The organism is Litoreibacter sp. JB4-2 (assembly GCF_055693445.1).
In genome coordinates, this window is record NZ_CM146334.1 from 392,801 (window position 1) to 415,517 (window position 22,717).

The 22,717-nt window shown below is 58.0% G+C and carries 22 protein-coding genes and 1 tRNA gene; 20 read left to right on the forward strand and 3 right to left on the reverse strand.

Annotated features, from left to right (window positions below; translation table 11 throughout):
* Nucleotides 1-8 precede the first annotated feature (8 nt).
* Complete coding sequence (locus ACZ1G7_RS01975) at nt 9-1,277, reverse strand: tetratricopeptide repeat protein (protein ID WP_472661891.1); 1,269 nt, start codon at nt 1,275-1,277, stop codon at nt 9-11.
* A 176-nt stretch (nt 1,278-1,453) separates the two neighbouring features.
* On the opposite strand from ACZ1G7_RS01975, the gene ACZ1G7_RS01980 reads away from it, so the two are divergent.
* From ACZ1G7_RS01980 to ACZ1G7_RS02010, 7 genes are all read left to right on the forward strand, one after another.
* Nucleotides 1,454-3,019: an ABC transporter substrate-binding protein gene (locus ACZ1G7_RS01980; RefSeq protein ID WP_472661893.1), complete on the forward strand. Its 1,566-nt coding sequence runs from the start codon at nt 1,454-1,456 to the stop codon at nt 3,017-3,019.
* A gap of 360 nt (nt 3,020-3,379) precedes the next feature.
* Nucleotides 3,380-4,492, forward strand: a complete 1,113-nt coding sequence (locus tag ACZ1G7_RS01985) for a TIR domain-containing protein (RefSeq protein ID WP_472661895.1) — start codon at nt 3,380-3,382, stop codon at nt 4,490-4,492.
* 73 nt (nt 4,493-4,565) lie between these two features.
* Entirely contained in the window at nt 4,566-5,543 is a 978-nt protein-coding gene (locus ACZ1G7_RS01990) for an ABC transporter permease (RefSeq protein ID WP_472661897.1), read from the forward strand.
* A complete protein-coding gene (locus ACZ1G7_RS01995; RefSeq protein ID WP_472661899.1) occupies nt 5,540-6,475 on the forward strand; it encodes an ABC transporter permease in 936 nt (311 codons plus the stop codon). Before ACZ1G7_RS01990 ends, ACZ1G7_RS01995 begins: the two co-directional genes overlap by 4 nt.
* Nucleotides 6,476-6,487: 12 nt before the next feature.
* A complete protein-coding gene (locus tag ACZ1G7_RS02000) occupies nt 6,488-6,940 on the forward strand; it encodes a DUF2059 domain-containing protein (RefSeq protein ID WP_472661901.1) in 453 nt (150 codons plus the stop codon).
* 3 nt (nt 6,941-6,943) lie between these two features.
* Nucleotides 6,944-7,948, forward strand: coding sequence for an ABC transporter ATP-binding protein (locus tag ACZ1G7_RS02005; protein WP_472661903.1), 1,005 nt, complete (start codon nt 6,944-6,946; stop codon nt 7,946-7,948).
* On the forward strand, nt 7,945-8,925 hold the full coding sequence (locus tag ACZ1G7_RS02010; protein ID WP_472661905.1) for an ABC transporter ATP-binding protein: 981 nt from the start codon (nt 7,945-7,947) through the stop codon (nt 8,923-8,925). The genes ACZ1G7_RS02005 and ACZ1G7_RS02010 overlap by 4 nt, the downstream gene beginning before the upstream one ends.
* Before the next feature lie 123 nt (nt 8,926-9,048).
* Here ACZ1G7_RS02010 and ACZ1G7_RS02015 read toward each other — a convergent pair whose 3' ends face one another.
* Both ACZ1G7_RS02015 and ACZ1G7_RS02020 read right to left on the reverse strand, forming a co-directional pair.
* On the reverse strand, nt 9,049-9,876 hold the full coding sequence (locus ACZ1G7_RS02015; RefSeq protein ID WP_472661907.1) for a class I SAM-dependent methyltransferase: 828 nt from the start codon (nt 9,874-9,876) through the stop codon (nt 9,049-9,051).
* A gap of 527 nt (nt 9,877-10,403) precedes the next feature.
* A tRNA-Ser gene (locus ACZ1G7_RS02020) sits at nt 10,404-10,493 on the reverse strand.
* 168 nt (nt 10,494-10,661) lie between these two features.
* Between ACZ1G7_RS02020 and ACZ1G7_RS02025 the strand changes: the two genes are divergently transcribed.
* From ACZ1G7_RS02025 to pstC, 13 genes are all read left to right on the forward strand, one after another.
* Entirely contained in the window at nt 10,662-11,483 is an 822-nt protein-coding gene (locus tag ACZ1G7_RS02025) for a hypothetical protein (protein ID WP_472661909.1), read from the forward strand.
* 169 nt (nt 11,484-11,652) lie between these two features.
* The gene (locus ACZ1G7_RS02030) at nt 11,653-12,366 is read left to right on the forward strand and encodes a 50S ribosomal protein L21 (RefSeq protein WP_472661911.1); all 714 of its coding nucleotides are present in this window, start codon (nt 11,653-11,655) and stop codon (nt 12,364-12,366) included.
* Nucleotides 12,367-12,378: 12 nt separating this feature from the next.
* Nucleotides 12,379-12,648 carry a 50S ribosomal protein L27 gene (gene rpmA / locus ACZ1G7_RS02035; protein WP_472661913.1) on the forward strand — a complete coding sequence of 90 codons (270 nt, stop codon included), beginning with the start codon at nt 12,379-12,381 and terminating at the stop codon, nt 12,646-12,648.
* Nucleotides 12,649-12,724: 76 nt separating this feature from the next.
* Entirely contained in the window at nt 12,725-13,282 is a 558-nt protein-coding gene (locus ACZ1G7_RS02040; RefSeq protein WP_472661915.1) for a GNAT family N-acetyltransferase, read from the forward strand.
* Entirely contained in the window at nt 13,279-13,881 is a 603-nt protein-coding gene (locus tag ACZ1G7_RS02045; RefSeq protein WP_472661917.1) for a LysE family translocator, read from the forward strand. The genes ACZ1G7_RS02040 and ACZ1G7_RS02045 overlap by 4 nt, the downstream gene beginning before the upstream one ends.
* Nucleotides 13,878-14,414, forward strand: a complete 537-nt coding sequence (locus ACZ1G7_RS02050) for a GNAT family N-acetyltransferase (RefSeq protein ID WP_472661919.1) — start codon at nt 13,878-13,880, stop codon at nt 14,412-14,414. Before ACZ1G7_RS02045 ends, ACZ1G7_RS02050 begins: the two co-directional genes overlap by 4 nt.
* Before the next feature lie 32 nt (nt 14,415-14,446).
* Nucleotides 14,447-15,484 (forward strand): GTPase ObgE, encoded by a 1,038-nt coding sequence (obgE, locus tag ACZ1G7_RS02055; RefSeq protein WP_472661921.1) that lies wholly within the window; start codon nt 14,447-14,449, stop codon nt 15,482-15,484.
* Nucleotides 15,472-16,578, forward strand: coding sequence for a glutamate 5-kinase (gene proB / locus ACZ1G7_RS02060; RefSeq protein ID WP_472661922.1), 1,107 nt, complete (start codon nt 15,472-15,474; stop codon nt 16,576-16,578). Before obgE ends, proB begins: the two co-directional genes overlap by 13 nt.
* A 42-nt stretch (nt 16,579-16,620) precedes the next feature.
* A complete protein-coding gene (locus tag ACZ1G7_RS02065; RefSeq protein WP_472661923.1) occupies nt 16,621-17,886 on the forward strand; it encodes a glutamate-5-semialdehyde dehydrogenase in 1,266 nt (421 codons plus the stop codon).
* Nucleotides 17,883-19,067 carry a trans-sulfuration enzyme family protein gene (locus tag ACZ1G7_RS02070; protein WP_472661925.1) on the forward strand — a complete coding sequence of 395 codons (1,185 nt, stop codon included), beginning with the start codon at nt 17,883-17,885 and terminating at the stop codon, nt 19,065-19,067. The genes ACZ1G7_RS02065 and ACZ1G7_RS02070 overlap by 4 nt, the downstream gene beginning before the upstream one ends.
* Nucleotides 19,064-20,107: a sensor histidine kinase gene (locus tag ACZ1G7_RS02075; protein ID WP_472661927.1), complete on the forward strand. Its 1,044-nt coding sequence runs from the start codon at nt 19,064-19,066 to the stop codon at nt 20,105-20,107. The genes ACZ1G7_RS02070 and ACZ1G7_RS02075 overlap by 4 nt, the downstream gene beginning before the upstream one ends.
* Nucleotides 20,108-20,242: 135 nt before the next feature.
* Nucleotides 20,243-21,226: a PstS family phosphate ABC transporter substrate-binding protein gene (locus ACZ1G7_RS02080; RefSeq protein ID WP_472661929.1), complete on the forward strand. Its 984-nt coding sequence runs from the start codon at nt 20,243-20,245 to the stop codon at nt 21,224-21,226.
* Nucleotides 21,227-21,315: 89 nt separating this feature from the next.
* On the forward strand, nt 21,316-22,692 hold the full coding sequence (gene pstC / locus ACZ1G7_RS02085; RefSeq protein WP_472661931.1) for a phosphate ABC transporter permease subunit PstC: 1,377 nt from the start codon (nt 21,316-21,318) through the stop codon (nt 22,690-22,692).
* Nucleotides 22,693-22,717: the final 25 nt, after the last annotated feature.

Consider the following 22,717-nt stretch of genomic DNA (forward strand, 5'->3'; position numbering starts at 1 on the left):
AAACAGCCCTAAGCCGCTACCGGGATGTTATCGCCAAATACGGGTCTGCGCATCGCAATCATGCGATTTGCTTCCTCGCGACGTCCCAGTTTCATCAGCACATTGAAAAAGCTCAGCTCCAACAGGTCGCGTTGCGCGCGGCTGCCGCCAAACCGGGCATGGTCGACCATCACGGGGGTCAGGTCTTCCAAAGCGCGCGCCCAGTCCTGAGCTGCGATCGCCTGCCATGCGCGGGCGACGGGGGCGACCAGATCGCCTGCGAAGCCATTTGTTGTGCGGGCCAAACGGTCCAGTTCCGCGCCGTCGCCCGCCATGGCATGGGCCAAGGCCGCGTGCATATCAGCGAAGCTTTGGCCCGATTTTGGGAAGGCCTTGGTGGCAAATTTGCTGAGCGTGGCCCAACGATCCGGTGCGACCTCGACGCCCGCCAATTCCGCGCGCCAATAAAGGGCTGCGGTGTCCGTGACGACATTGAGTGACGGGCTTTGAGATGTTCCGGGCGCGATACTGTCGTCCACCATTTGCCACATCAGATCCAGATCCCTAGTCTGTAACGCCCAAAGTGCGATATGCCAGGACAAATGCCCCTGCATGATACCGCGCCGATCATAGCCCTTCACCCAGTCCGTCAGATAGGCGAGCCCCTCATCCGTCATCCCGGCTTCATATTGCGCATGCGCTTTGAAATGAGATGCGTTTGAATTGTCGTTGTTGATCTCAAGGGAGCGTTCCATAAGTTCCAGCGACGGCCCGATACGGCCAACCTCGCATAAGGACAGGGCATGCATGCTCATCGCCCACCAATCGTCGCCGTAATGCGGAGCAAGCCACCCGGTATAGGCCAGCAAATCTGCCTCGCGCCCGGCGCAGCCCGAAAACCCGATCAACCCGAACACGCTGGTACAGGCCTGCGCCGCCAATGCGTCACGGGGGTGTTCAAGCACATGGGCGCGGGTTTTGGCGCGCGCGCCGACCGGGTTGCCGGTCAACATGTCGGAAAAAATTTCAATATGAGCGCGTTCGCGATCGGTCAGGGACGGGCTCAGAGCTTGCGCACGGGCAATCGCGGCTTTGGCCGCGGGCATGTCGCCGTCATACATTTTGGCCCGTGCCAGCCCGACTTCCGCCAAGGAAAAATTTGGGTCAGCGTCCAAAGCCGCCGCAAAGGCATCCGCTGCTCCGAATGTGGCGGACAATATGTGATCAACCCCTTTGACGTAGCACGCCGATGCCGTGTCCGATTTTGTGCTCAATTTATTGCCGTAGCGGTCTTCCATGCGCGGCGCTCCTTTGATTTGTGTCAGCCTAGCAGGCAAAATCGGACGGCTGAAATGCTTTTGTCAGTTTACGGTGATCACGCCGATTTGATGTGACGCCGATCTACGCTAAGGTCACGCTTACGTGAGACATTTGGGGGGCATGTCGCCCAGCCGGTTTTCGAAAGGATAAATAGATGTTGAGACTGACTTCCGTCTCGGCGCTGGTATTGGCACTTGCCATGCCTGCCGCCGCAGCAGAGTTCCGCTGGGCGGGCACCACCGACCCGCAGACAATGGACCCGCATGCGGTCAACTCCGCGCCCGTTCTGGGGTTTTTGAACAACGTCTATGAAGGGCTTGTCCGCCGGGGCAAGGACATGGCGATTGAGCCCGCGCTTGCCACCAGCTGGGAGCCGATTGGCGCCGGCGAAGGCTGGCGGTTCACTTTGCGTGAGGGCGTTAAATTTCATGGCGGCGAGGACTTTACGGCTGAGGATGTGATGTTCTCCTACCAGCGCGCCTCCTCGGAAGAAGCGGACACATCCAGCTGGTTCGCGCCGGTCTCCGAAGTAAAGGTGGTCGACGACTATACCATTGACATCATGACCTCCGCGCCCAACCCGATCTTTCCCGACAGCATCGCCAACTGGATGATCATGGATAGTGGCTGGAGCGCTGCGAATGGCGCTGAACGCCCCGCCAAAGACGCTGAAAACTTCGCGACGCTGAACGCGAACGGTACCGCGGCGTTTCAATTGGTCGAGCGTCAACCGGGGCTGAAAACCGTTCTTGAGCCGTTTGACGGCTGGTGGGGCGAGGCGGAGCATAACGTCACCCGCGCTGAATTTACGCCGATCCAGAACCCCGCGACCGCCGTAGCGGCGCTGTTGTCTGGCGATGTTGATATGATCAACCCGGTGCCCATTCAGGATGCCGAACGGTTGGCCGCTGGTGGCGGCGCGACCGTGATCAAGGGGATTGAGGCGCGTGTGATCATGCTGGGCTTCCCGCATGCAGCACCTAAGCTCAAATACACGGCTGATGCGGGTAAACCGAACCCGTTCTTGGATGTGCGCGTTCGCAAGGCCGTCGCCCATGCTGTCAATGTGCCTGCGATCCTGCAAACCATCATGCGTGGCAATGCGGAGCCGGCAAGCCAGTTGGTGAGCCCGGCGATGCGCGGCTACTCGGAAGCCCTTGCGGCGCGTCCGGCATTTGATCCTGAAGCGGCCAAGGCGCTTCTGGCGGAGGCGGGCTATGCTGACGGCTTCTCCTTCGGGTTGAAATGCCCCAATGATCGCTACCTGAATGATGAGGCGGTCTGCCAGGCCGTGACCGGCATGCTGGCGCAGGTTGGGATCACGGCTGAGCTGGACGCGATGCCCGTGCAGAATTACTGGCCGGAGCTGCGTGAAGACAATTACGACATGTATCTGCTGGGCTGGTCGCCGGGCACGTTTGATGCGGAGCATCCGATCCGCTTCCTGGCCACCACTCCGAATGCGGAGAAAAAGCTGGGATCGTGGAATTTCGGGGATTTCTCGAACGCGCGCGTGGATGAATTGCTGCCGCTGATGCAATCGGAGGTGAACGATGCGACCCGGCAGGGCTACATCGATGAGGCGACGAAGATCATTCAGGATGAGATGGCCTATGTGCCGCTTTATATCCAGCCGCTGGTCTGGGGGACGGGGACCAATATCGAGCTGACGCAGCGCCCGGATAACTTCTTTATCCTGCGCTGGGTGACGGTGAACTGATCCCCCAAAATCCACTCTGAAAGGCCGGGTTTTGCCCGGCCTTTTTCATTTCTACGCGACGCCCCGCATGCGGGGAATCTGGTAAGGTATTGAAATAGAAGAGAAGTTAGAAAATTTTAATGATTTGGTAAGAGTCTCGCGCTCGCCGAGCATGCGCCTTTTGGACTAGGTACCTCTGGGCGCGAATTGAGCTGCATTGATCGGGTTTTGACTTTGATCTGACGCAGATTGGATGTCCGCTTTGAGTGCTAATCTCTATTGCTGTGACTTGCACCGATGTCTGCTATAGACGTCAACAGAGAAATCTACACGTCAAAAGCTGCACATACGCAAAGTGCCGCTTGGTAAGGGAATGAAGAGTTGTCAACCGAGCTTTTGGAGCTGGCCGATCAGTTAGAGACTGCAGCCAATGATTTTCAAGAAAACCATAAAAAAGCGCTAAAATCGCTAACTGACGCCGCCGCGGAAGTCCATAAATCGTGGAGTGGATCGAACCTCGGATATCACGCATTGGTTTACTATGAAAACTTGGCTCCAAGACCTCCCGGAGCTCAATTCAGCGCAGAGTGGGGTCTCAAAGATATGAGCTACACGAGTATGGGTTCTGTAGGTTCATGGTGTGAGTACCCTGCCGATGTCGTCAAAAATGCAATCCTCAAGCAGGCAAATAATCCCGATTTGACCGTCGTCAAAAAAGTGAGCTCGGATTTGACATCTCTTGTAAATCGAGCGCGTGGTGAAATTTTATCAGTCCTAACAGTCGCACTGGATGATCGTGAAGATTCCTTCCTCGAACGTCTCAAAGAAGAGGCTGAAGGCATCAAGATTCAAAGTTTTTCTAATATGTGCAGAGCAATGCTTCCGAATGGCCAGATGATGTCTCGGGACAGCAACGCATTGCTCGCCGGTGTTCAGGTCGCGCCGCACCAAGAAATCATCGCGGAAACCGCAGCGCTTCAGGTGCCTTGTGATGTGGCGTCCGATCTGGCAGCAATCATCAGAAAAGCCGGGTCCCATATGTCACGGATGAAGAGAACCGCACATCGTTCGGAGAGGATTGGCACGAACGTTTTCATTGGGCATGGTCGCTCATTGTTGTGGCGGGAACTGAAAGACTTTGTCGTTGACCGGCTGAAGCTTCCTTACGAGGAATTCAACCGAGTGCCCGTTGCAGGAGTTACAAACATAGCTCGGTTATCCGAGATGCTGGACGGGGCCAGTTGTGCACTCATACTCTTGACCGCAGAAGACGAGAAAGCTGACGGCACGATGCAAGCTAGGATGAATGTAATTCATGAAGTTGGACTCTTCCAAGGGCGATTGGGATTTACCAAAGCTATCGTAGTGCTGGAAGAAGGGTGCGAGGAGTTCTCGAACATTCAAGGCCTTGGTCAAGTTCGCTTTCCAAAAAGTAACATCGCCGCAGCCTTTGAAGAGGTGAGGGCTGTACTCGAACGCGAAGGACTAATCTAATACTTGTTCAATTGTGGGCGCGAGTTGTACTTCCCGCTTGACCGCAAATCGCGCTTGGCAAAGACTGGCGCAAATGCTCGCCTATATCATCCGTCGTGTTCTGCAATCCTTCCTCGTCCTGCTGGTCGTGGGGCTTGTGGCGTTTTCGATGTTTCGCTTTGTGGGCGACCCGATTGACAACATGTTGGGGCAGGAGCGCACGCAGGCGGATATTGAGCGGCTGCGCGAGGTTTTGGGGCTCGATCAGCCGTTTGTGGTGCAATATGCCAAGTTTCTGGGCAATGCGGCGCAGGGCAATTTTGGTGTCAGTTACCGTCAGGGCCGGCCCGTGGCCACGATCATTGCCGAGCGGGCACCCGCAACGTTGGAGCTGGCCCTGGTGTCGGGCACATTGGCGCTGGTTGTCGGGATTGGACTGGGTGTCTTCACCGCGATCAGGCGCGGGGGGATCGTGTCGAACCTGATCATGACAACCAGTTTGATTGGGGTGTCATTGCCCACGTTTTTGATCGGGATTTTGTTGATCTACGTGTTCTCGGTCACATTGGGGTGGCTGCCGAGCTTTGGGCGCGGGGAGACCACGCAGATTGGCGGTTGGTCCACAGGGTTTTTGACAGCTTCGGGCCGTAAGGCGTTGATATTGCCGTCAATTACGCTTGGCTTGTTCCAGATGACGCTGATCATGCGGTTGGTGCGCTCTGAGATGCTGGAAGTGCTGCGGCAGGACTATATCCGCTTTGCCCGCGCGCGCGGGCTGAAGGAGCGGTCGGTCAATTTCCGGCACGCCTTGAAGAACACGATGGTGCCCGTGATCACGGTGGTGGGCCTGCAACTGGGCGCGATCATTGCCTTCGCCATCATTACGGAGACGGTGTTTCAGTGGCCGGGCGTGGGGCTTTTGTTCATCAACGCCATTCAGTTCGTCGATATCCCGGTGATGGCCGCTTATCTGATGCTGATCTCGGTGATGTTTGTGGCGATCAACCTGATTGTGGATCTGCTGTATTTCGCGATTGACCCGCGCCTGCGCATCGACGGGAGGCACGCATGAGCGATCTGAGCCACGAGCCGTCGCGCCTTGCCAAGATGTGGGAAAGCGACTTTGCGTATCAGTTCCGCAGCTCGCCCGTGGCGATGGTGTCGGCGGGGATTACCGTGCTGCTGCTGCTATCGGCCATTTTTGCGCCTGTGATTGCGCCGTTCGACCCGTTCAACCCAGCGAGCCTGAACCTGATGAACGGCTTCACGCCGCCAAATACCCCGAACCAGTTCACCGGCGACCAGTTCATGCTGGGCACGGATGATCAGGGCAGGGACGTGTTTTCGACAATCCTGTATGGGATGCGGATCTCATTATTTGTAGGGTTTGCGGCTGTTGCCTTTGCGATGATCCTGGGGATTACGCTGGGCCTGATCGCGGGCTATGTTGGCGGCTGGACCGAGACGATTATTATGCGGATCGCCGACGTGCAGCTGACCTTTCCGTCCATTCTGGTGGCGATGCTGATCACCGGGGTGGCCAAGGGTTTCACGCCGGTTGAATACCGCGACCAGATGGCGATTATCGTGCTGATCGTGGCCATTGGGCTGAGCGACTGGGTGCAATTTGCGCGCGTCGTGCGGGGCTCCACCCTTGTGGAGAAGAACAAGGAATACGTGCAGGCGGCCAAACTGATCGGGCGGTCGCCCTACCTGATCATGCTGCGCCACATCCTGCCCAACGTGCTGAGCCCGGTGCTGGTGATCGCCACGATCTCACTGGCGCTTGCGATTATTGCAGAGGCCACGCTGAGCTTTCTGGGCGTGGGCGCGCCGCCGACGCAGCCGAGCCTTGGCACGCTTATTCGCATTGGGCAGGGCTATCTGTATTCGGGCGAGTGGTGGATCCTGCTGTTCCCGGCGGTCACCCTGCTGACGCTGGCCCTGGCCGTAAATCTTCTTGGCGATTGGCTGCGCGACGCGCTCAATCCGAAACTGCGTTAAAGGATACTGACGATGACCATGTTGCGCGCCGCCGTTGCGGCATTGATTTTGACCGGCCCGGCTGTGGCACAGGACGCCACGCAGGTGGCGACGGATTTCATCAACTCCCCGGTGCAGCAGACGCTGCTTGACGACATGCTCAGCCCGGAGATGGTACTGGCGCAGATGCAGGCCAATTCCGGCGGGCAGCTGACGCAGGCGCAGATCGACATTCTTGTTGAGATTGTCACCGAGGAGCTGAACGCCATACGCCCCGAGATGGAGCGCGCGATGATTGAGGGCGCTGCTGAGGCGTTCACCATCGAGGAGATCAATGCGTTGAGCGAATTTTACAATTCGGAACTTGGCGGCTCCGCCATGAGCAAGATGACGCCCTACATGCAGAAAACGATGGGCACACTTGGGCCCAACATTCAGGCCATGCAGCAAAACATTGCCCGCCGGGCGCAGGAAGCGCTGCAATAGGCGATGAGTGAACCTGTCCTCTCCGTGCGCGACCTGGTCGTGGAGATCCCAACGCGCCATGGGGTTTTGAAACCTGTGGACGGGGTCAGCTATGACATCGCGCCGGGCGAAATCCTGGGCGTTGTTGGCGAAAGCGGCGCGGGAAAGTCGATGACGGGTAACGCGGTGATTGGCTTGCTGGACCGGCCCGCGCGGATTGCGTCGGGCGAAATCCATCTCAACGGTGAGCGGATCGACCACCTAACGCTGTCGCAGCTGCGCCGGTATCGCGGCAAGCAGATCGGGATGGTGTTTCAGGACCCGCTGACGTCGCTGAACCCGCTGCTGCCGATTGGCGACCAGTTGACTGAGACCATTCAGGAACATCTTGGAGTGTCGGGCGCGGAGGCCGAAAAGCGCGCCGTGCATGCTCTGGAGGAAGTTGGCATTCCGGCTGCAGCGGAACGGATCGGAAGCTACCCGCATGAGTTTTCGGGCGGGATGCGGCAACGGGTTGTGATTGCTTTGGCGCTATGCGCGGAGCCGTCCTTGGTGATTGCCGATGAGCCGACGACTGCGCTGGATGTGTCCGTGCAGGCGCAAATCATCGCGCTTTTGAAACGGCTCTGCCGGGAGCGTGGCATGGCGGTGATGCTGGTCACCCATGATATGGGCGTGATTGCGGAGACGGCGGACCGGGTGGCCGTGATGTATGCGGGCAAACTGGCGGAGCTGGGGCCCGTGCGCGACGTGATCACGACGCCACGCCACCCGTATACGGACGGGTTGATGGGCTCCACCCCATTGGCGTCAAAGGGCAAAAAGCGGCTACACCAGATCCCCGGCAACATGCCGCGTCTTGGTAAATTGCCGGGTGGGTGCGCCTTTCATCCGCGCTGCCCCTATACGCAGGACAAATGCCGCACTGATCCCGGGCCACGGTTGCAAAGTTGTGACGGGCGGGCGGCGTGCTGGTTCCCGTTGACAGGTGAGCAAGCTGGCCAAAAGTCGGGGCAGGGCGCCGCATGAGCATCATTGTCTCAGTGAAGAACCTGACGCGGGTCTTTGACGTCTCAAAGCCGTGGCTCAACCGTGTGATTGAACGGCTGCCGAAGCGCAAATTGACCGCAGTCTCCGATGTCTCATTCGAGGTTGAGGAAAACACGGTCTATGCGCTGGTGGGCGAATCCGGGTCCGGCAAATCGACCATTGGCAAGATGGTTGTGGGCCTGTTGCCGCCCTCTGGCGGGGCGGTTGAGATTGAAGGCGTGAACCTTGCGACTGAGACCGATGCGGCCAAGATCGACATTGTGCGTTCAGATATTCAGATGGTGTTTCAGGATCCCTATGCCTCGCTCAACCCGCGCTGGAAGGTTGGTAATATCATTGAAGAGCCCGCAGTTGCGAATGGCGATCCCACGGTTGGTTTGGCAGAGAGACTACTTGAACAAGTCGGTCTAAGTGCTTCTGATATAAATAAATTCCCGCATGAGTTTTCTGGTGGGCAGCGGCAGCGTATCTGTGTAGCGCGCGCGCTTGCCTCAGAGCCGAAACTGATTGTGTGTGACGAGCCGACCTCAGCCCTTGATGTGTCGGTGCAGGCGCAGGTGCTGAACCTGATGTCGGATCTGAAGGACGAATTTGGTCTGACCTATCTGTTCATCTCGCATGACCTGACCGTGATCCAGCATATGGCCGACCGGATTGGGGTTCTTTATCTGGGACGACTTGTGGAAGAGGCGACGCCGCAGGACCTGTTTGAAAGCCCGCAGCATCCATACACACAAATGCTGCTAGAGGCCGCGCCCCGCATGGATGGGTTCGGGCGGGAGGTTGTGCCGCCGGAGGGCGAGATACCGGACCCGATCAATCCGCCGACAGGCTGCGCCTTTCACCCGCGCTGCCCGATCGCGATTGATCGCTGTGCCAAGGAACGCCCTGAACTAGAAAGTAGTAATGAAAACAGACGCGTGGCGTGCTTTCTTGCGACACAAAGCGCGGGGTAGGCTGCTGTAGAAACTACGATGAGCAACAAACATTGTCTTAGCGAAATTGCCTAGTTAAACCCATATGCGTTTAAAACAGACAATGGTCGCCGCATCTGACCAACGAGAATTGGTCTGAACCTGTCAGTCAGTGACTTTGGCAATAATGACGCCACTCTTGTTGAGGGGGTTCGCCAATATCTCGCTTGGATAACAGTCCAAAATCTTCAGGCCAGATGCTTCGACCTCCGGCAACAGGGTGCGTTGGTAATCTGTGAAGATGGCGAACAATTTTTGAGCCATGTTGCAGAACTCAAAGACAGGCTCGAAAAATATGACACGATTACGACTGACGCGCTGCATCATCGAAACTGCTTGGGCTGTATTATAGGGAAGTTGTTCAAGGCAATGTGTGGAAAACACGACATCGAAACTGTTGTCTTCAACTGTATGCAAGGTAAGTGCGCTATCTTCGACCATAGTGACATTGGCTAAGCGTTCTCCCCAGTATTCACGGCCAACATTCATCCGCTCGGCTGAAAGCTCAATACCTTTGATCTTTAGTTCGGACCCAAATTCTTCGTCCAACAAGACCAAGTTGACACCGTTCCCGGAGCCAATCTCAAGAATACTGAGTTTTGTTGCACCTGCGTCCAACAATTTGCGTATTTCTGTTTTGATTGGGGCAAGAGCTGCGGCGCGCGTATCTCTTAGGCTAGTCTGTTTCATCTGCCCATGATTGTACGTATAAACGCTCCCTCGTTCGTAAACCTGCAATTCCCAATCATCGTATGACTGGTATTCTTCGTGGCTACGTGTCGTGTGGCGCCGAACTTCGCGTCCTTTGCGAAGTCTGTTAAGAAATGAAAGCATCTGCTTTGGAACTTGCCATGCGAAAAACCACCTGGCGCTTCCCGTCGCACCTAGCTTGCGGCGCGGGTTCAAATAACGATCAGCTATATTATTGTTCATCTTGTCTTTTTATCTCGTGACATTTCGGAGCGTAGAGCAGAAAATCGGAAACTCGTCAAAGACAAACAACGACTTGCAACCTGATCGTTTGAAGCTCCCCCATGCACTTTGTCTAGACCGCCGAATAACTAGGCCCAAACCATCAGGATGCGTCTCGACATATTGGACTCGCTCGTTTCGCGTGCGGGATTTTGCGTATATGTCAGCCTCGTTTTCAAGTATGCCATCCGTACGGATCATCAAATAGAGCAATGTAGTGATTTTGTGCCCGCAATTTCACAAAATATAGAGCCTCGTGCCGCAGATTTTCTTCGTCGATTTCAAGAGCTGGCCTAAATACACAACTTGATAAAGTAGCGTAAATCTAGGTCCTGACACTGAGAAGTCGACCTTTATTGATACTTCGAATATTCAGTAGGCACCGAGTTTCCGCGGGTGGCCCAATGCAATGAGGCGTTATCAAATCGGTGCTTGTCGTCTTTCGAAATAAGACAAGTAAAAAGCAACTCTAGAATACTCAGTTGAGTTGGCGGAGAGACAGGGATTCGAACCCTGGGAACCCTCTCGAGCTCAACGGTTTTCGAAACCGTCCCGTTCGACCACTCCGGCACCTCTCCGCACCGCTGATATGTGATCAGGTGGGCGGGGTTTAGCGAAGGGGTATCGCCCATGCAAGGGTCAATTCATGCTCAAATACGCCGATCACTGCGAATTCAACGCGTCTCAATTGTTTGTTTGCACTCGGGGGCCTATCTTAGAGTGAAGACGATATGAAAAGGGTCACTATGCGACTGGTTTTGACATGGCTCGCTGCGGCGCAGTTATTTGTGGGCGCCGCTTATGCGGAACAGACCGCTTTGGCGGATCGGTTTTATGACAGCCTGAAACTGAACGAGATTTTCGAGATCTTGCGCGCAGAAGGGATCGAAGCGGCTGAAGAGCTGGTTCAGGAAGATGCGGCGCTCTCGCCATCACCGGCCTGGAGCGCGCGGATGGACCGGATTTATTCGGTGGACCGGATGGAGCGCCTGTTTGCGCAGGCGGTGATGGACGCGGAAAAGGTCGCCGAGGCTGAGGAAGCGTTGGATTTTCTGGAGACGGAGTTGGGGCAGCGGATTGTCGAGATCGAAATCCATGCGCGCAAATCTTTGTCGGATGAGGCCGTGGAAGACGCCGTGCGCGAAGAAGCGGAAGCCCTGCGCGAAAGCAATCCGGACCGGATTGAGGCCTATGAAAAGTTTATTGAGATCAACGGGTTCATAGAGAATAACCTGGCCGGGGCGTTGAATTCAAACCTGGCTTTTTACCGCGGCTTGGCCAGCACCCCCGATTTCGGACCTTTGGATGAAAGCACCATGTTTGAACAGGTGTATCAGCAGGCCGAAGGGCTTCGCGAAGACATGGTCGACTGGACGATGAATTTTTCGGTTTTGGCCTATAGCATTCTGACCCCCGAAGAGATGGAGGCCTATATACAGTCCTCTGACACGGCGTCGGGGCAGGCGTTGAACACGGCACTGTTTGCAGGATTTGACCAAGTGTTCGAATATCACAGCTATGAGCTGGGCCGCGCGATGGGCGAATTTATGGCGGGCGACGAGACCTAAAGGCTTGACTTGAAACGGGCGCTGTCGCATATGCGCGTCTCCGGGCTTTGCCTGGGTTTTTGAAACAGACGCTCCGATCCGGGGGCGCGCTGTCCGAGGTAAGGCTAACCCCTTGATAACGCCGCGCTTTAGCGGGACCACAGGACGCGGATGAAAAAAGGTATGCGATATGTTCGCGGTTCTAAAAACCGGCGGCAAGCAATATAAAGTCGCCTCAGGCGACGTTTTGCGCGTCGAAAAGCTGGACGCCGCCGCTGGCGACAAAGTCCAATTCAACGAAATCCTGATGGTTGGCGACAAGATCGGCGCTCCGCTGGTGGAAGACGCTGGCGTACAAGCCGAGGTCATCGACCAGATCAAAGGCGTCAAAACGATTAACTTCGTGAAACGCCGCCGTAAGCACTCTTCCAAGCGGACCAAGGGGCACCGTCAGCAACTGACGCTGCTGCGCGTGACCGACATTCTGGAAAAAGGTGCAGGCAAGTCCGGCGTGAAAGCCGCGTTGGGCGGGGCCGGTGTGTCGGTTGCCGCTTTGGACGCCGCGGCGCCGAAGAAAGCGCCGGCCAAGAAGGCCGAGCCTAAGAAGGCTGCGCCGAAGAAAGCCGCACCAAAGGCCGAAGCGCCTGCCAAGAAAGAAGCTGCCCCTAAGAAGGCCGCTCCGAAAAAGGCAGCTGCCAAGTCCGACGGCGACGACCTGACACAGATCAGCGGCGTCGGCCCGGTCATCGTGAAAAAGCTTCACGACCTTGGCGTAACCACATTCGCCCAGATCGCAGCATGGACCCCAGAGGACGTTGCTGCTATGGACGAGAAACTGAACTTCAAAGGCCGCATCGACCGCGATGACTGGCTCAAGCAAGCAGCCGATTTGGCTAAAGGCTAAGGAGAATACGAGATGGCACATAAAAAAGCAGGTGGTTCGTCCAGAAACGGCCGCGACTCCGCAGGTCGTCGCCTTGGCGTGAAAAAATATGGTGGCGAAGTCGTCATCCCAGGCAACATCATTGTGCGTCAGCGCGGCACGGTCAAATGGCCGGGCACAGGTGTTGGCATGGGCAAAGACCACACGATTTTCGCAACCGTCGAAGGCAATGTGAAATTCCACAAGGGTCTCAAGGGCCGCACATTTGTATCGGTTCTCCCAGCGGTGGAGGCCGCCGAGTAAGCCGAACGCTTCAAAAAGAAAATTGGGGGGATCGGTGCAAACCGGTCCCCTTTTTCGTTTCAGCAAGGAGAAGGCCATGTCATCCCGCAGCCTTCCGATCTTAACGGGCCCGCAGGTCCGTCTTCGCAGCCCCGAGCCAGAGGACTGGGCCGGGCGCTACGCGCTTGGCAATTCGCCTGAGCTGCATCGCATGTTCGGCGGCGACCCGTCGCAGTTTCGCGCGCTGACGGAAGATGCCGCGAAAGCATGGGTTGAAACGCAGATGAAGGAACGGTTCGCCTGGGTGATCGAAGTGGATCAGCGGCTGATCGGGGCCGTTCGACTGCATAGCGTGAACTATGCCGATCACCGCGCCGTGCTGGCGATTGGCATTTTGGACAACACGCATCTGGGTCGGGGGATCGGGGTCGAGGCGATGCGGCTGGTCGCAGAACATGCGTTTGGCCCAATGGGTCTGCACCGGATTTCTTTGCGGGTTCTGGAATTCAACACGCGCGCGATTGCGGCCTACCGCAAAGTCGGCTTCGTGGAGGAAGGCAGGGAGCGCGAAAGCGCCTTCATCGAAGGTGTGTGGTATGACGATATTCTGATGGGGCTGCTGGCCAGCGATCTGTCGGTCGAGGACGCGGCGTGAGCGTTGCGGTCACCAGTTTTGCGGTTTTCGCGGCCAGCCAGGTGGGCACGCCGGGACCGGCCAATATGGCCTTGCTGTCAACGGGCGCGCGCTACGGCCTGCGTGCGGCTTTGCCCTTTGTGGCGGGCGTGGCCTTGGGCAAACAGCTGGTGATCTGGCCCGTGGGCTTTGGGCTGATGCAATTGGCTGAGACCGCCCCTTGGGTCTTCACGACGCTGAAATACATCTCTGCCGCCTATATCATTTGGCTGGCCTGGCGCGTCGCGAATTTGCGTCTGAACACGGATGTCGCGGCCAAGGCGCCGGGCTTTATGGCTGGCCTCATCGTTCACCCGCTCAACCCCAAGGCCTGGGCGATGATTACAGCCGGGTTCACGGCGTTTACCGCGCCCGGCACCCCGGTTTTTGAGGCCACGTTTACCATTGCGGCTGTATTGCTGGCCGTTCAAGCGGTTCTGCACCCGATCTGGACCTATGGCGGGGAGCGCATCGCGCGCACCGTCGCGGGCACGCCGCAGGAACGGTATTTGATGTGGAGCCTCGCTGCCCTGACGGTGGCGACGGTTCTGTTTGTGTTGTTTGGAGGAGCGACGTCATGAGTATTACCACTGAGATCACGCAACCTGTGATAGTCACCGACCGCTTTACCTTGCGCCCGGTAACGCCTGCGGATGCGGGTGCATTGACGCTGCATGCCAGTGATAAGCGCGTGGCGGAGAATACGACGACGATCCCGCACCCGTTGCCCGATGGCGTGACGGAGAACTTTATTGCCCGCTGCCTTGCGCCGGACCGCACGGAAGATGTCTGGGTCATTGACCCGTCTGAAAGCCGCGACGAAGTGATGGGCGCGATTGCCTTGCAGCGCATGGATCGCAGCCAGTCCGAGATTGGCTATTGGATTGTGCCTGCGCTTTGGAACAGCGGTATTGCCTCTTTGGCGGTTGAAGCGCTTATCAAGGCGAACCCGCAGGCGTGCCGGACGATATTCGGGTCCGTTTTTCAGGATAACCCGGCCTCCGCGCGCGTGCTGACCAATTGCGGCTTCGACTATATTGGCGAAGCTGAGAGCTTTTCCGTCGCCCGAGGGGTGACGGTGCCCACCTGGACCTATATCAAGGCGCTCGATTAACCACATTTTCGCGCGCCGATTGGACTGATGACATGAAATTCCTCGACCTTACAAAGGTTTATATTCGCTCCGGCGCGGGCGGCGGCGGGGCCGTGTCCTTTCGACGTGAAAAATACATCGAATATGGCGGCCCTGATGGCGGCGACGGCGGTGCCGGCGGCGATGTGATCATCGAGACGGTCGACGGGCTGAACACGCTCATCGATTTCCGCTACCAGCAGCATTTCTTTGCCAAGAATGGTCAGGCGGGCATGGGGCGTCAGCGCACGGGCAAAGATGGCGCCGATATCGTTCTGCGCGTTCCGGTTGGAACGGAGATTTTGGACGAGGACGAGGAAACCGTTCTGGCCGATATGACCGAGCTGGGGCAGACCTTTGTTTTGGCGCAAGGTGGGAATGGCGGCTGGGGCAACCTGCATTTCAAATCCGCCACCAACCAAGCGCCACGACGCGCCAACCCGGGCCAGCCGGGCGTGGAGCGCACGATTTGGCTGCGCTTGAAACTGATTGCGGATGCCGGACTTTTGGGGCTGCCCAATGCCGGGAAGTCGACGTTTTTGGCGGCGACATCCAATGCAAGGCCCAAGATTGCGGATTACCCGTTTACCACGTTGCACCCCAATTTGGGCGTTGTGGGCGTGGATGGGGCCGAGTTCGTGATTGCCGATATTCCGGGTCTGATCGCGGGTGCGTCTGAAGGCAAAGGGATCGGCGACAGGTTCTTGGGCCATGTCGAGCGCTGCGCGGTTTTGTTGCATCTGGTGGATGGGACCTCAGACGACGTGGTGGGCGATTATGAGATCATTATCAATGAGTTGGAAAACTACGCGGGCGCACTTGCCGACAAGCCGCGCGTGACGGCGTTGAACAAGATCGATGCGCTGGACGCGGATGAGCAGGCGGAAAAGAAAGCAGCGCTTGAGGCGGCGACGGGCGGCCCGGTCTTGATGATGTCGGGCGTCGCGCGCGACGGCGTGCAGGAGGTTTTGCGCGCCTTGCGGGGGCAAATTGACGACGACCGCCTGCGCGAGAAACGCAGCGCGGAGGAGCCAGAGCCATGGCGTCCCTGACGGACGCGAAACGTCTGGTCGTCAAGATCGGGTCCGCGCTTTTGGTGGACCGCGACAGCGGGGCGTTGCGCGTCGATTGGCTGCGGGCTTTGGCCGAAGATGTGGCGGCGGCGAAGGCGCGGGGGCAGGATGTGGTGCTGGTCTCCTCCGGCTCGATCGCGTTGGGGCGGGGGGCTTTGGGCCTGCCTGCAGCGGCACTGCCGTTGGAGCAATCACAGGCAGCGGCGGCCGTGGGGCAAATCCGGCTGGCGCGCGCCTATGAAGAAGCGCTGGGCCCGCATGGGATCACGACGGCGCAGGTGTTGGTGACCTTGGAAGACAGCCAGGACCGGCGCCGCTACCTGAATTCCCGCGCGACGTTGGAGCAGCTTTTGGGGCTGGGTGTGGTGCCGATTGTGAATGAGAATGACACCGTGGCCACGGATGAAATCCGCTACGGAGACAATGACCGGCTGGCCGCGCAAGTGGCGGTTACAGTGGGCGCCGATCTTGTGGTGCTGCTGTCGGATGTGGACGGGCTTTACACGGCCAACCCATCCGAGGACCCGAGCGCGTCGCGCTACGACATCGTGACAGAGATCACGTCCGAGATGGAAGATGCGGCGGGCGACGCTGGGTCGGGCCTGTCGAAGGGCGGCATGAAAACCAAGCTGATGGCGGCGCGGACGGCGACGGCCAGCGGCGCGGGTTTGGTGATTACGCAAGGCGATGTTTTGCGGCCGTTGCGCGCGCTTGGACAAGGCGCGAATGCGACCTGGTTTGTTGCGAAGGACGATCCAAAAGCCGCGCGCAAACGCTGGATTGCGGCGATGAAGCCGCAGGGCAGCCTTGTGCTGGATAGCGGGGCGGAACAGGCGTTGCGCGCCGGTAAGTCGCTGCTTCCTGCGGGCGTGACGGATGTGTCAGGCGCGTTTGGGCGCGGCGATCCTGTGGCTTTGTGCGATGCGTCGGGCCATGTGCTGGGCCACGGCTTGACCCGCTACGGCGCGGATGAGGCGCGCAAAATCCTTGGGCGCAAGTCATCCCAGATTGAAGCGCTGTTGGGCTACCCGGGCCGGGCGGCGCTTGTGCACCGGGACGATATGGTGCTCTAAACCCATAAAAAACTGTGACAAACCTGCGATAGGCATAAGACAATGAAAGATCTCGACGATATCCCAAGTTTGATGGCCGATATTGGCGCGCGCGCGAAGGCTGCGGCGACGGTGCTGGCGACGGCTTCGGCGGAGCGCAAACACGCGGCCCTGATCGGCGCGGCGGAAGCGGTTTGGGCACGCAGGGCGGAGATCATTGAAGCCAACAAGCTGGATCTGGAGTTTGGCGCGAATAAGGGCCTGAGCCCCGCGATGATGGACCGCTTGATGCTGGATGAGGATCGCATTCGTGGCATCGTCGACGGGCTGCGCGCTGTTGCGGAACAAACGGATCCCGTGGGCGAGGTGATCGCGGAATGGGACCGGCCAACAGGGTTGCATATCAAGCGGGTGCGCACACCTTTGGGCGTAATCGGTGTGATCTATGAAAGCCGGCCCAATGTCACTGCGGATGCGGGCGCGCTGTGTTTGAAGTCTGGCAATGCGGTGATCTTGCGGGGCGGCTCGGAGAGTTTTCACAGCTCGGGCGCTATTCACAAGGCGCTGCAAAAAGGGCTGTTGGATGCTGGTCTGCCCGAAGACGCGGTTCAGCTGGTGCCGACGCGCGACCGGGCTGCGGTGTCCGAGATGCTGACCGCGACGGATTTTATTGACGTCATCGTACCGCGTGGCGGGAAGGGTCTTGTCGGCCTTGTGCAGCGGGAGGCACGGGTGCCGGTCTTCGCCCATCTTGAGGGGGTCGTGCATATCTATATCGACAAATCGGCGGATCCTGAAAAGACGCTGAATGTTGTCTTGAACGCCAAAATCCGGCGCACGGGAATTTGCGGCGCGGCGGAATGCTTGTTGATCCATGAAGATGTGATCGACAGCATTGGGCGCCCGGTGATTGCCGCCTTGGTTGAAAAAGGCGTGATGGTTGAAGCTGATACGGTGTTGCACGATTTTTCGGGCACCAAAGCCGCGACGGATGACAGCTGGGGCCACGAATATCTGGACATGGCGATTGCCGCGAAAGCGGTGCCCGATATCGACGCGGCCATGGCGCATATCCGGCGGTTCGGCTCGAACCATACCGATTGTATTATGGCCGAAGACCAAGGCGCTGCGGATCGGTTCACGCATGAGCTGGACAGCGCGATTTTGATGCATAATGCGTCGACGCAATTTGCCGATGGCGGTGAATTTGGCATGGGCGCAGAGATTGGGATCGCAACGGGCAAGATGCATGCGCGCGGCCCTGTCGGGGCGGAACAACTGACCAGTTTCAAATATGTCGTCACTGGTGACGGGACGGTGCGCGCATGAGCTCCGATACAAATAGAGATATTCCCGACAATCTGGTGCGACGTGAGGGGTTTCCGGGCTCAGTCAGTCGGGCGGTGGTTACGCCGTTGCAGCCGTCTGTGGTCTATGCCTCGCCTGACCCTGATACGCTGGACGCGCAATATGATGGGTCCGAATTCGGCTATACATATTCGCGCGAAGGGCATCCCAATGCCAGCGTTTTGGCGGCCAAGATTGATGCCATGGAAGGGGTGACCGGCGGGTTCATCACCTCGACCGGCATGTCTGCGGTGACGGCCACGATGCTGGGGCTGCTAGGGCAGGGTGATCACGTGATTGGTGGGAACCAGCTTTACGGGCGGTCCTTGCGGATGCTGAGCCAAGAACTGCCGCGCTATGGTATTTCGCATAGTCTGGTGGACCCGACAGATGTGGCGGCCGTTGAAGCGGCGATCACACCGGCGACAAAGATGATCCTTGTTGAGGTCGTCTCGAACCCGACTTTGCGGGTTGCCGATATGGACGGGATTGCAGCGCTTGCGAAGGCGCGGGGGCTGATCCTGGTCGTTGACAACACGTTTACCACGCCGCGCGCGTATCGCCCGTTTGATCACGGTGCGGATGTGGTGATCCATTCGATCACCAAGCTCTTGGCCGGGCATTCGGACGCGATGCTGGGCTATGTCGCGGCAAAGGATCCGGCGCATGCGCTGTCCATTCGCGACACGATCATCACGCTGGGGCTGACGGGCAGCCCCTATGACGCGTGGATGGCGGAGCGCGGGTTGATGTCGTTTCATCTGCGATATGACCGGGCTGAAGAAAACGCGGCGGCTTTGGCCGATCACATTGCGGGATTGGGGGCGAAAGCTCTCTATCCCGGCAGACCGGACCACCCGGACCACAACCGGGCGGGCGCGCTTCTGGGGCCGCGCTTTGGCAATATGGTGAGCTTCACGATTGAGGGCGGGCGCGCGGCGGCAAATGCTTTGACGCGCGCGATGCCGGAGATGGCGTTCGCGCCCACCTTGGGCGATATTGGCACGACGGTCAGCCATGCAGCCTCCTCGTCGCATCGCGGGCTTACCCCGGAGGGACGCGCGGCACTGGGGATCACCGAAGGGTTCTTCCGCGTGTCCGTTGGCGTCGAGGATATCGGCCTTCTGAAAGACGAATTCAGCAAAGGGTTCGCCGCGCTGTGAGCGACTGGGACGCAAAACCGATCATTGCGGGGATCCCGCTGCCGGTGATGCTGATCGACGCGAAATACACGATTTTCATGACCAACCCGCGCTTGTTGGAGCTGTTTGGGCATGACCCGGGTGGCATGAATGCGGTGACGTTGCTGCGTCAAGCGCCCGTTTTGGCTGCGATGGACACGGCATTGCGGGAGAATACGCCCGCGACCGCGCGGTTCTTGTTCAACGGGCTGTCGGGCGAGGTGTCCTATCAATTCACGGCGACGCCGCTGGAAGAGGGCGGGCGCGTCAAAGGCGCTGTCCTGAGCTTTGAAGATCGGAGCCAGGCGGAGGAATCCGAGACGATCCGGCGCGATTTCGTGGCCAATATTTCACATGAGCTGCGCACGCCATTGACGGCGCTGACGGGGTTTATTGAAACCTTGCGCACTGCGGCCCGCGACGACCCGGCGGCGCGCGACCGGTTTCTGGGGATCATGGAGAATGAGGCCCACCGGATGAGCCGGATGGTCTCTGACCTGTTGTCTTTGAGCCGTGTACAGGCGGATGAACGTGTGCGCCCGCGTGACCGGGTCAATGTGAGCGCGGTGGTGCGATCTGTTGTGGCGACGCTGGAGGGCAAGCTGAAAAGCGCAAATGTCACGATTGCGGCCAGCGGCATTGAAGGTGTGGCGGAGGTTTTGGGCGATCAGGACCAACTGACCCAGCTGTTTCTGAACCTGCTTGAAAACGCGATCAAATACGGCGGGCCGGACCGGACGATCACGATTGAGCTGACCGAGTTAGAGCGCGACCGCACCCTTCGCATGCCCGCATATAGAATCGACATACGCGACGAAGGCGAGGGAATCGACGTATTACATTTGCCCCGTTTGACCGAGAGATTTTATCGTGTCGATGACCACCGCAGCCGCGAGATGGGCGGGACCGGGCTTGGGTTGTCGATTGTGAAACATATTGTAAATCGACATCGTGGACGCCTTAAAATTACTTCTAATCAAGGCGTTGGAAGTTGTTTTTCAACCATTCTTCCGAAGGCCTGACAGATAATTTGTCTACTGTCATAAAACTCTTACAAAACTGTCACAAAAGCCCAGCAGGTGGAGCCTAGGTGTCCCCGGTATCGGAGTTGCGCCGAGGGGGCGTTCTCCACACATTAACACTGAGGGAGTGACTAAATGTCGTTCATCAAAACTGCTGCTTCTGCTGCCATCCTGGTCGCCGCCGCATCTTCCGTGGCCACTGCACGTGACCAAATCCGCATCGTCGGATCATCCACCGTTTTCCCATTCTCGACCGCCGTTGCTGAGCAATTTGGCCGGTCCACAGATTTTCAGACACCTGTTGTTGAATCGACCGGTTCCGGCGGCGGTATGAAACTGTTCTGCGCCGGTGTTGGCACCAGCCACCCGGACATCACAAACGCCTCGCGCCGCATGAAAGAAAAAGAATTCAAGCTGTGCCAAGACAACGGCGTGACCGATGTAACAGAAGCTGTCGTCGGCTATGACGGCATCGTTGTTGCGAACGCCAAAGGCGGCCCGGTTTTCTCGCTGACACGCGAGCAGTTGGTCATGGCGCTTGCCGCGCAAGACAACATGCCAATGACATGGGACGAAGTTGACCCATCCCTGCCAGCGATCAAAATCGAAGTGCTTGGCCCACCCCCATCCTCGGGCACACGTGACGCGTTCAACGAACTGGTCATGGAAGAGGGCTGCGAAGGCGCAGGCATCGAATGCGAAGGCATCGAAATCCGTGAAGACGGCGCCTATATCGAAGCTGGCGAAAACGACAACCTGATCGTGTCCAAGCTGGAAGCCAACCCGAACGCTCTGGGCGTTTTTGGCTTCTCCTTCCTCGATCAGAACGCAGACGCGCTGCAGGGTTCCAAAGTGGACGGCGTTGAGCCGACTTTCGACAACATTGCCGCTGGTGACTATCCAGTCTCCCGCTCGCTGTATTTCTACATCAAACAAGCGCATGTTGGCGTGATCCCGGGCATCCAGGAATTCGCGAATGAATTTATGTCCGAAGACGCTGCTGGCGAAGAGGGTTACCTTGTCGACAAAGGTCTGATCCCGCTGCCAGAAGACATGTTCTCCACCGTGTCGGGCAATGTTGCGAACCTGACTGCGATGACCGGACAAGAGTGGAAGTAAGCTTCCTTTGAAGACATTGCGCGGGGCGGCTTTTCTGCCCCGCGCGTTCGCTTTTTCTAGCCAACACAGCTGATAATTGCCGGGGGCATATGTTTGGTCTTACTCTGCTAGCCGTATTTGCGCTTGGTGCGGTTCTATACGTCACTGCCCGCAATAAGGCCTTTGCGATTGCCGGCGACGCGCCGCAAACGCTGCATTCCCGCCCGAATTATCATGGCCTTCTGGCCTTTCTTATGTCGGTTGTCGCCGGTGTGGCCGTCTTGCTGGTCGTCTGGACCGTGTGGGGTGCCTGGATTGAAAGCCGATTTATCGCCCATATCCTTGAGGCGAAACCCGAGCTAAGCCCAATCCAAGTTGAGCTGGTCCTGAATGACGCCCGCGCTTTGGCGGGGGGCGGCATCGCATCAACCACAGATGCGCTGCGCGAACAAATCGCGTCCGAAATCTCGGGCCAGACGGCGCTACACCATTACGGCACGATGATCTTGTCACTGCTGGCCGCGGCTGGCGCGGGTTTTTGGTGTCTGAAATCGGCCACGCTGGGATGGCGGGCGCGGAACCGGTCGGAGGCGATTATTCTGCGTCTGCTGGCATTGATGGCGATCATCGCCGTCGCCACAACCGCTGGCATCGTCTTGTCGCTGATCTTTGAGACGCTGAATTTCTTCAACAATATCGAATGGCAGGTTCATAAATTCCTGTTTGGCACGACGTGGTCGCCCTTGTCGGGGGTCCAAGCGGGTAAGCTTGACCCAGACAAGGTGGGCGCAATCCCGCTTTTCGCAGGGACTTTGCTGATCACCGTGATTGCCATGTTGGTTGCCACACCTATCGGATTATTCGCCGCGATTTACCTGTCTGACTTTGCCTCCGCCCGCACGCGGTCCTGGGCCAAGCCGATGATGGAAATTTTGGCCGGTATCCCGACGGTTGTGTACGGCTTCTTTGCCGCGATCACTTTGGCGCCGTTCCTGCGCAATAGCGGGGAGGCCATCGGGCTGTCGATTGCCTCAGAGTCCGCGCTTGCAGCGGGGATTGTCATGGGGATCATGATCATTCCGTTCGTGTCGTCGCTGTCGGATGACGTGATCAACGCGGTCCCGCAAAGCTTGCGCGACGGCTCCTACGGGTTGGGCGCGACTAAGGCGGAAACCATTCGGCAGGTTGTTTTGCCAGCGGCTTTACCTGGGATCGTCTCAGCGGTGCTGCTGGGCATTTCGCGCGCCGTGGGCGAGACAATGATCGTGGTGATGGCAGCCGGGCAGGGGGCCAATCTGACGGCCAACCCGCTGGAGGCCGTGACCACCGTGACGGTGCAAATCGTGATGCTGATTACGGGCGACACGGAAGCATCGACAGCGGCAGGACCCGCATTCACGCTGGGCTTCACATTGTTCTGCGTCACACTTTTGATGAACGTCGTGGCGCAGCGCATCGTGCGCAAATACCGCGAACTTTACGACTGAGGGCTGCTCGACATGGTTGATATGA

Bases quoted from the DNA above. Each gene is read 5' to 3' on its own strand.
- ACZ1G7_RS02040 (WP_472661915.1), top strand. From the start codon at position 12,725: ATGTCATCCCGCAGCCTTCCGATCTTAACGGGCCCGCAGGTCCGTCTT.
- ACZ1G7_RS01995 (WP_472661899.1), top strand. From the start codon at position 5,540: ATGAGCGATCTGAGCCACGAGCCGTCGCGCCTTGCCAAGATGTGGGAA.
- ACZ1G7_RS02025 (WP_472661909.1), top strand. From the start codon at position 10,662: ATGCGACTGGTTTTGACATGGCTCGCTGCGGCGCAGTTATTTGTGGGC.
- ACZ1G7_RS02015 (WP_472661907.1), bottom strand. From the start codon at position 9,876: ATGAACAATAATATAGCTGATCGTTATTTGAACCCGCGCCGCAAGCTA.
- ACZ1G7_RS02070 (WP_472661925.1), top strand. From the start codon at position 17,883: ATGAGCTCCGATACAAATAGAGATATTCCCGACAATCTGGTGCGACGT.
- ACZ1G7_RS01980 (WP_472661893.1), top strand. From the start codon at position 1,454: ATGTTGAGACTGACTTCCGTCTCGGCGCTGGTATTGGCACTTGCCATG.
- ACZ1G7_RS02065 (WP_472661923.1), top strand. From the start codon at position 16,621: ATGAAAGATCTCGACGATATCCCAAGTTTGATGGCCGATATTGGCGCG.
- ACZ1G7_RS02000 (WP_472661901.1), top strand. From the start codon at position 6,488: ATGACCATGTTGCGCGCCGCCGTTGCGGCATTGATTTTGACCGGCCCG.
- ACZ1G7_RS02080 (WP_472661929.1), top strand. From the start codon at position 20,243: ATGTCGTTCATCAAAACTGCTGCTTCTGCTGCCATCCTGGTCGCCGCC.
- ACZ1G7_RS02010 (WP_472661905.1), top strand. From the start codon at position 7,945: ATGAGCATCATTGTCTCAGTGAAGAACCTGACGCGGGTCTTTGACGTC.
- ACZ1G7_RS02030 (WP_472661911.1), top strand. From the start codon at position 11,653: ATGTTCGCGGTTCTAAAAACCGGCGGCAAGCAATATAAAGTCGCCTCA.
- rpmA (WP_472661913.1), top strand. From the start codon at position 12,379: ATGGCACATAAAAAAGCAGGTGGTTCGTCCAGAAACGGCCGCGACTCC.
- ACZ1G7_RS01990 (WP_472661897.1), top strand. From the start codon at position 4,566: ATGCTCGCCTATATCATCCGTCGTGTTCTGCAATCCTTCCTCGTCCTG.
- ACZ1G7_RS02005 (WP_472661903.1), top strand. From the start codon at position 6,944: ATGAGTGAACCTGTCCTCTCCGTGCGCGACCTGGTCGTGGAGATCCCA.
- ACZ1G7_RS01975 (WP_472661891.1), bottom strand. From the start codon at position 1,277: ATGGAAGACCGCTACGGCAATAAATTGAGCACAAAATCGGACACGGCA.
- proB (WP_472661922.1), top strand. From the start codon at position 15,472: ATGGCGTCCCTGACGGACGCGAAACGTCTGGTCGTCAAGATCGGGTCC.
- ACZ1G7_RS02050 (WP_472661919.1), top strand. From the start codon at position 13,878: ATGAGTATTACCACTGAGATCACGCAACCTGTGATAGTCACCGACCGC.
- pstC (WP_472661931.1), top strand. From the start codon at position 21,316: ATGTTTGGTCTTACTCTGCTAGCCGTATTTGCGCTTGGTGCGGTTCTA.
- obgE (WP_472661921.1), top strand. From the start codon at position 14,447: ATGAAATTCCTCGACCTTACAAAGGTTTATATTCGCTCCGGCGCGGGC.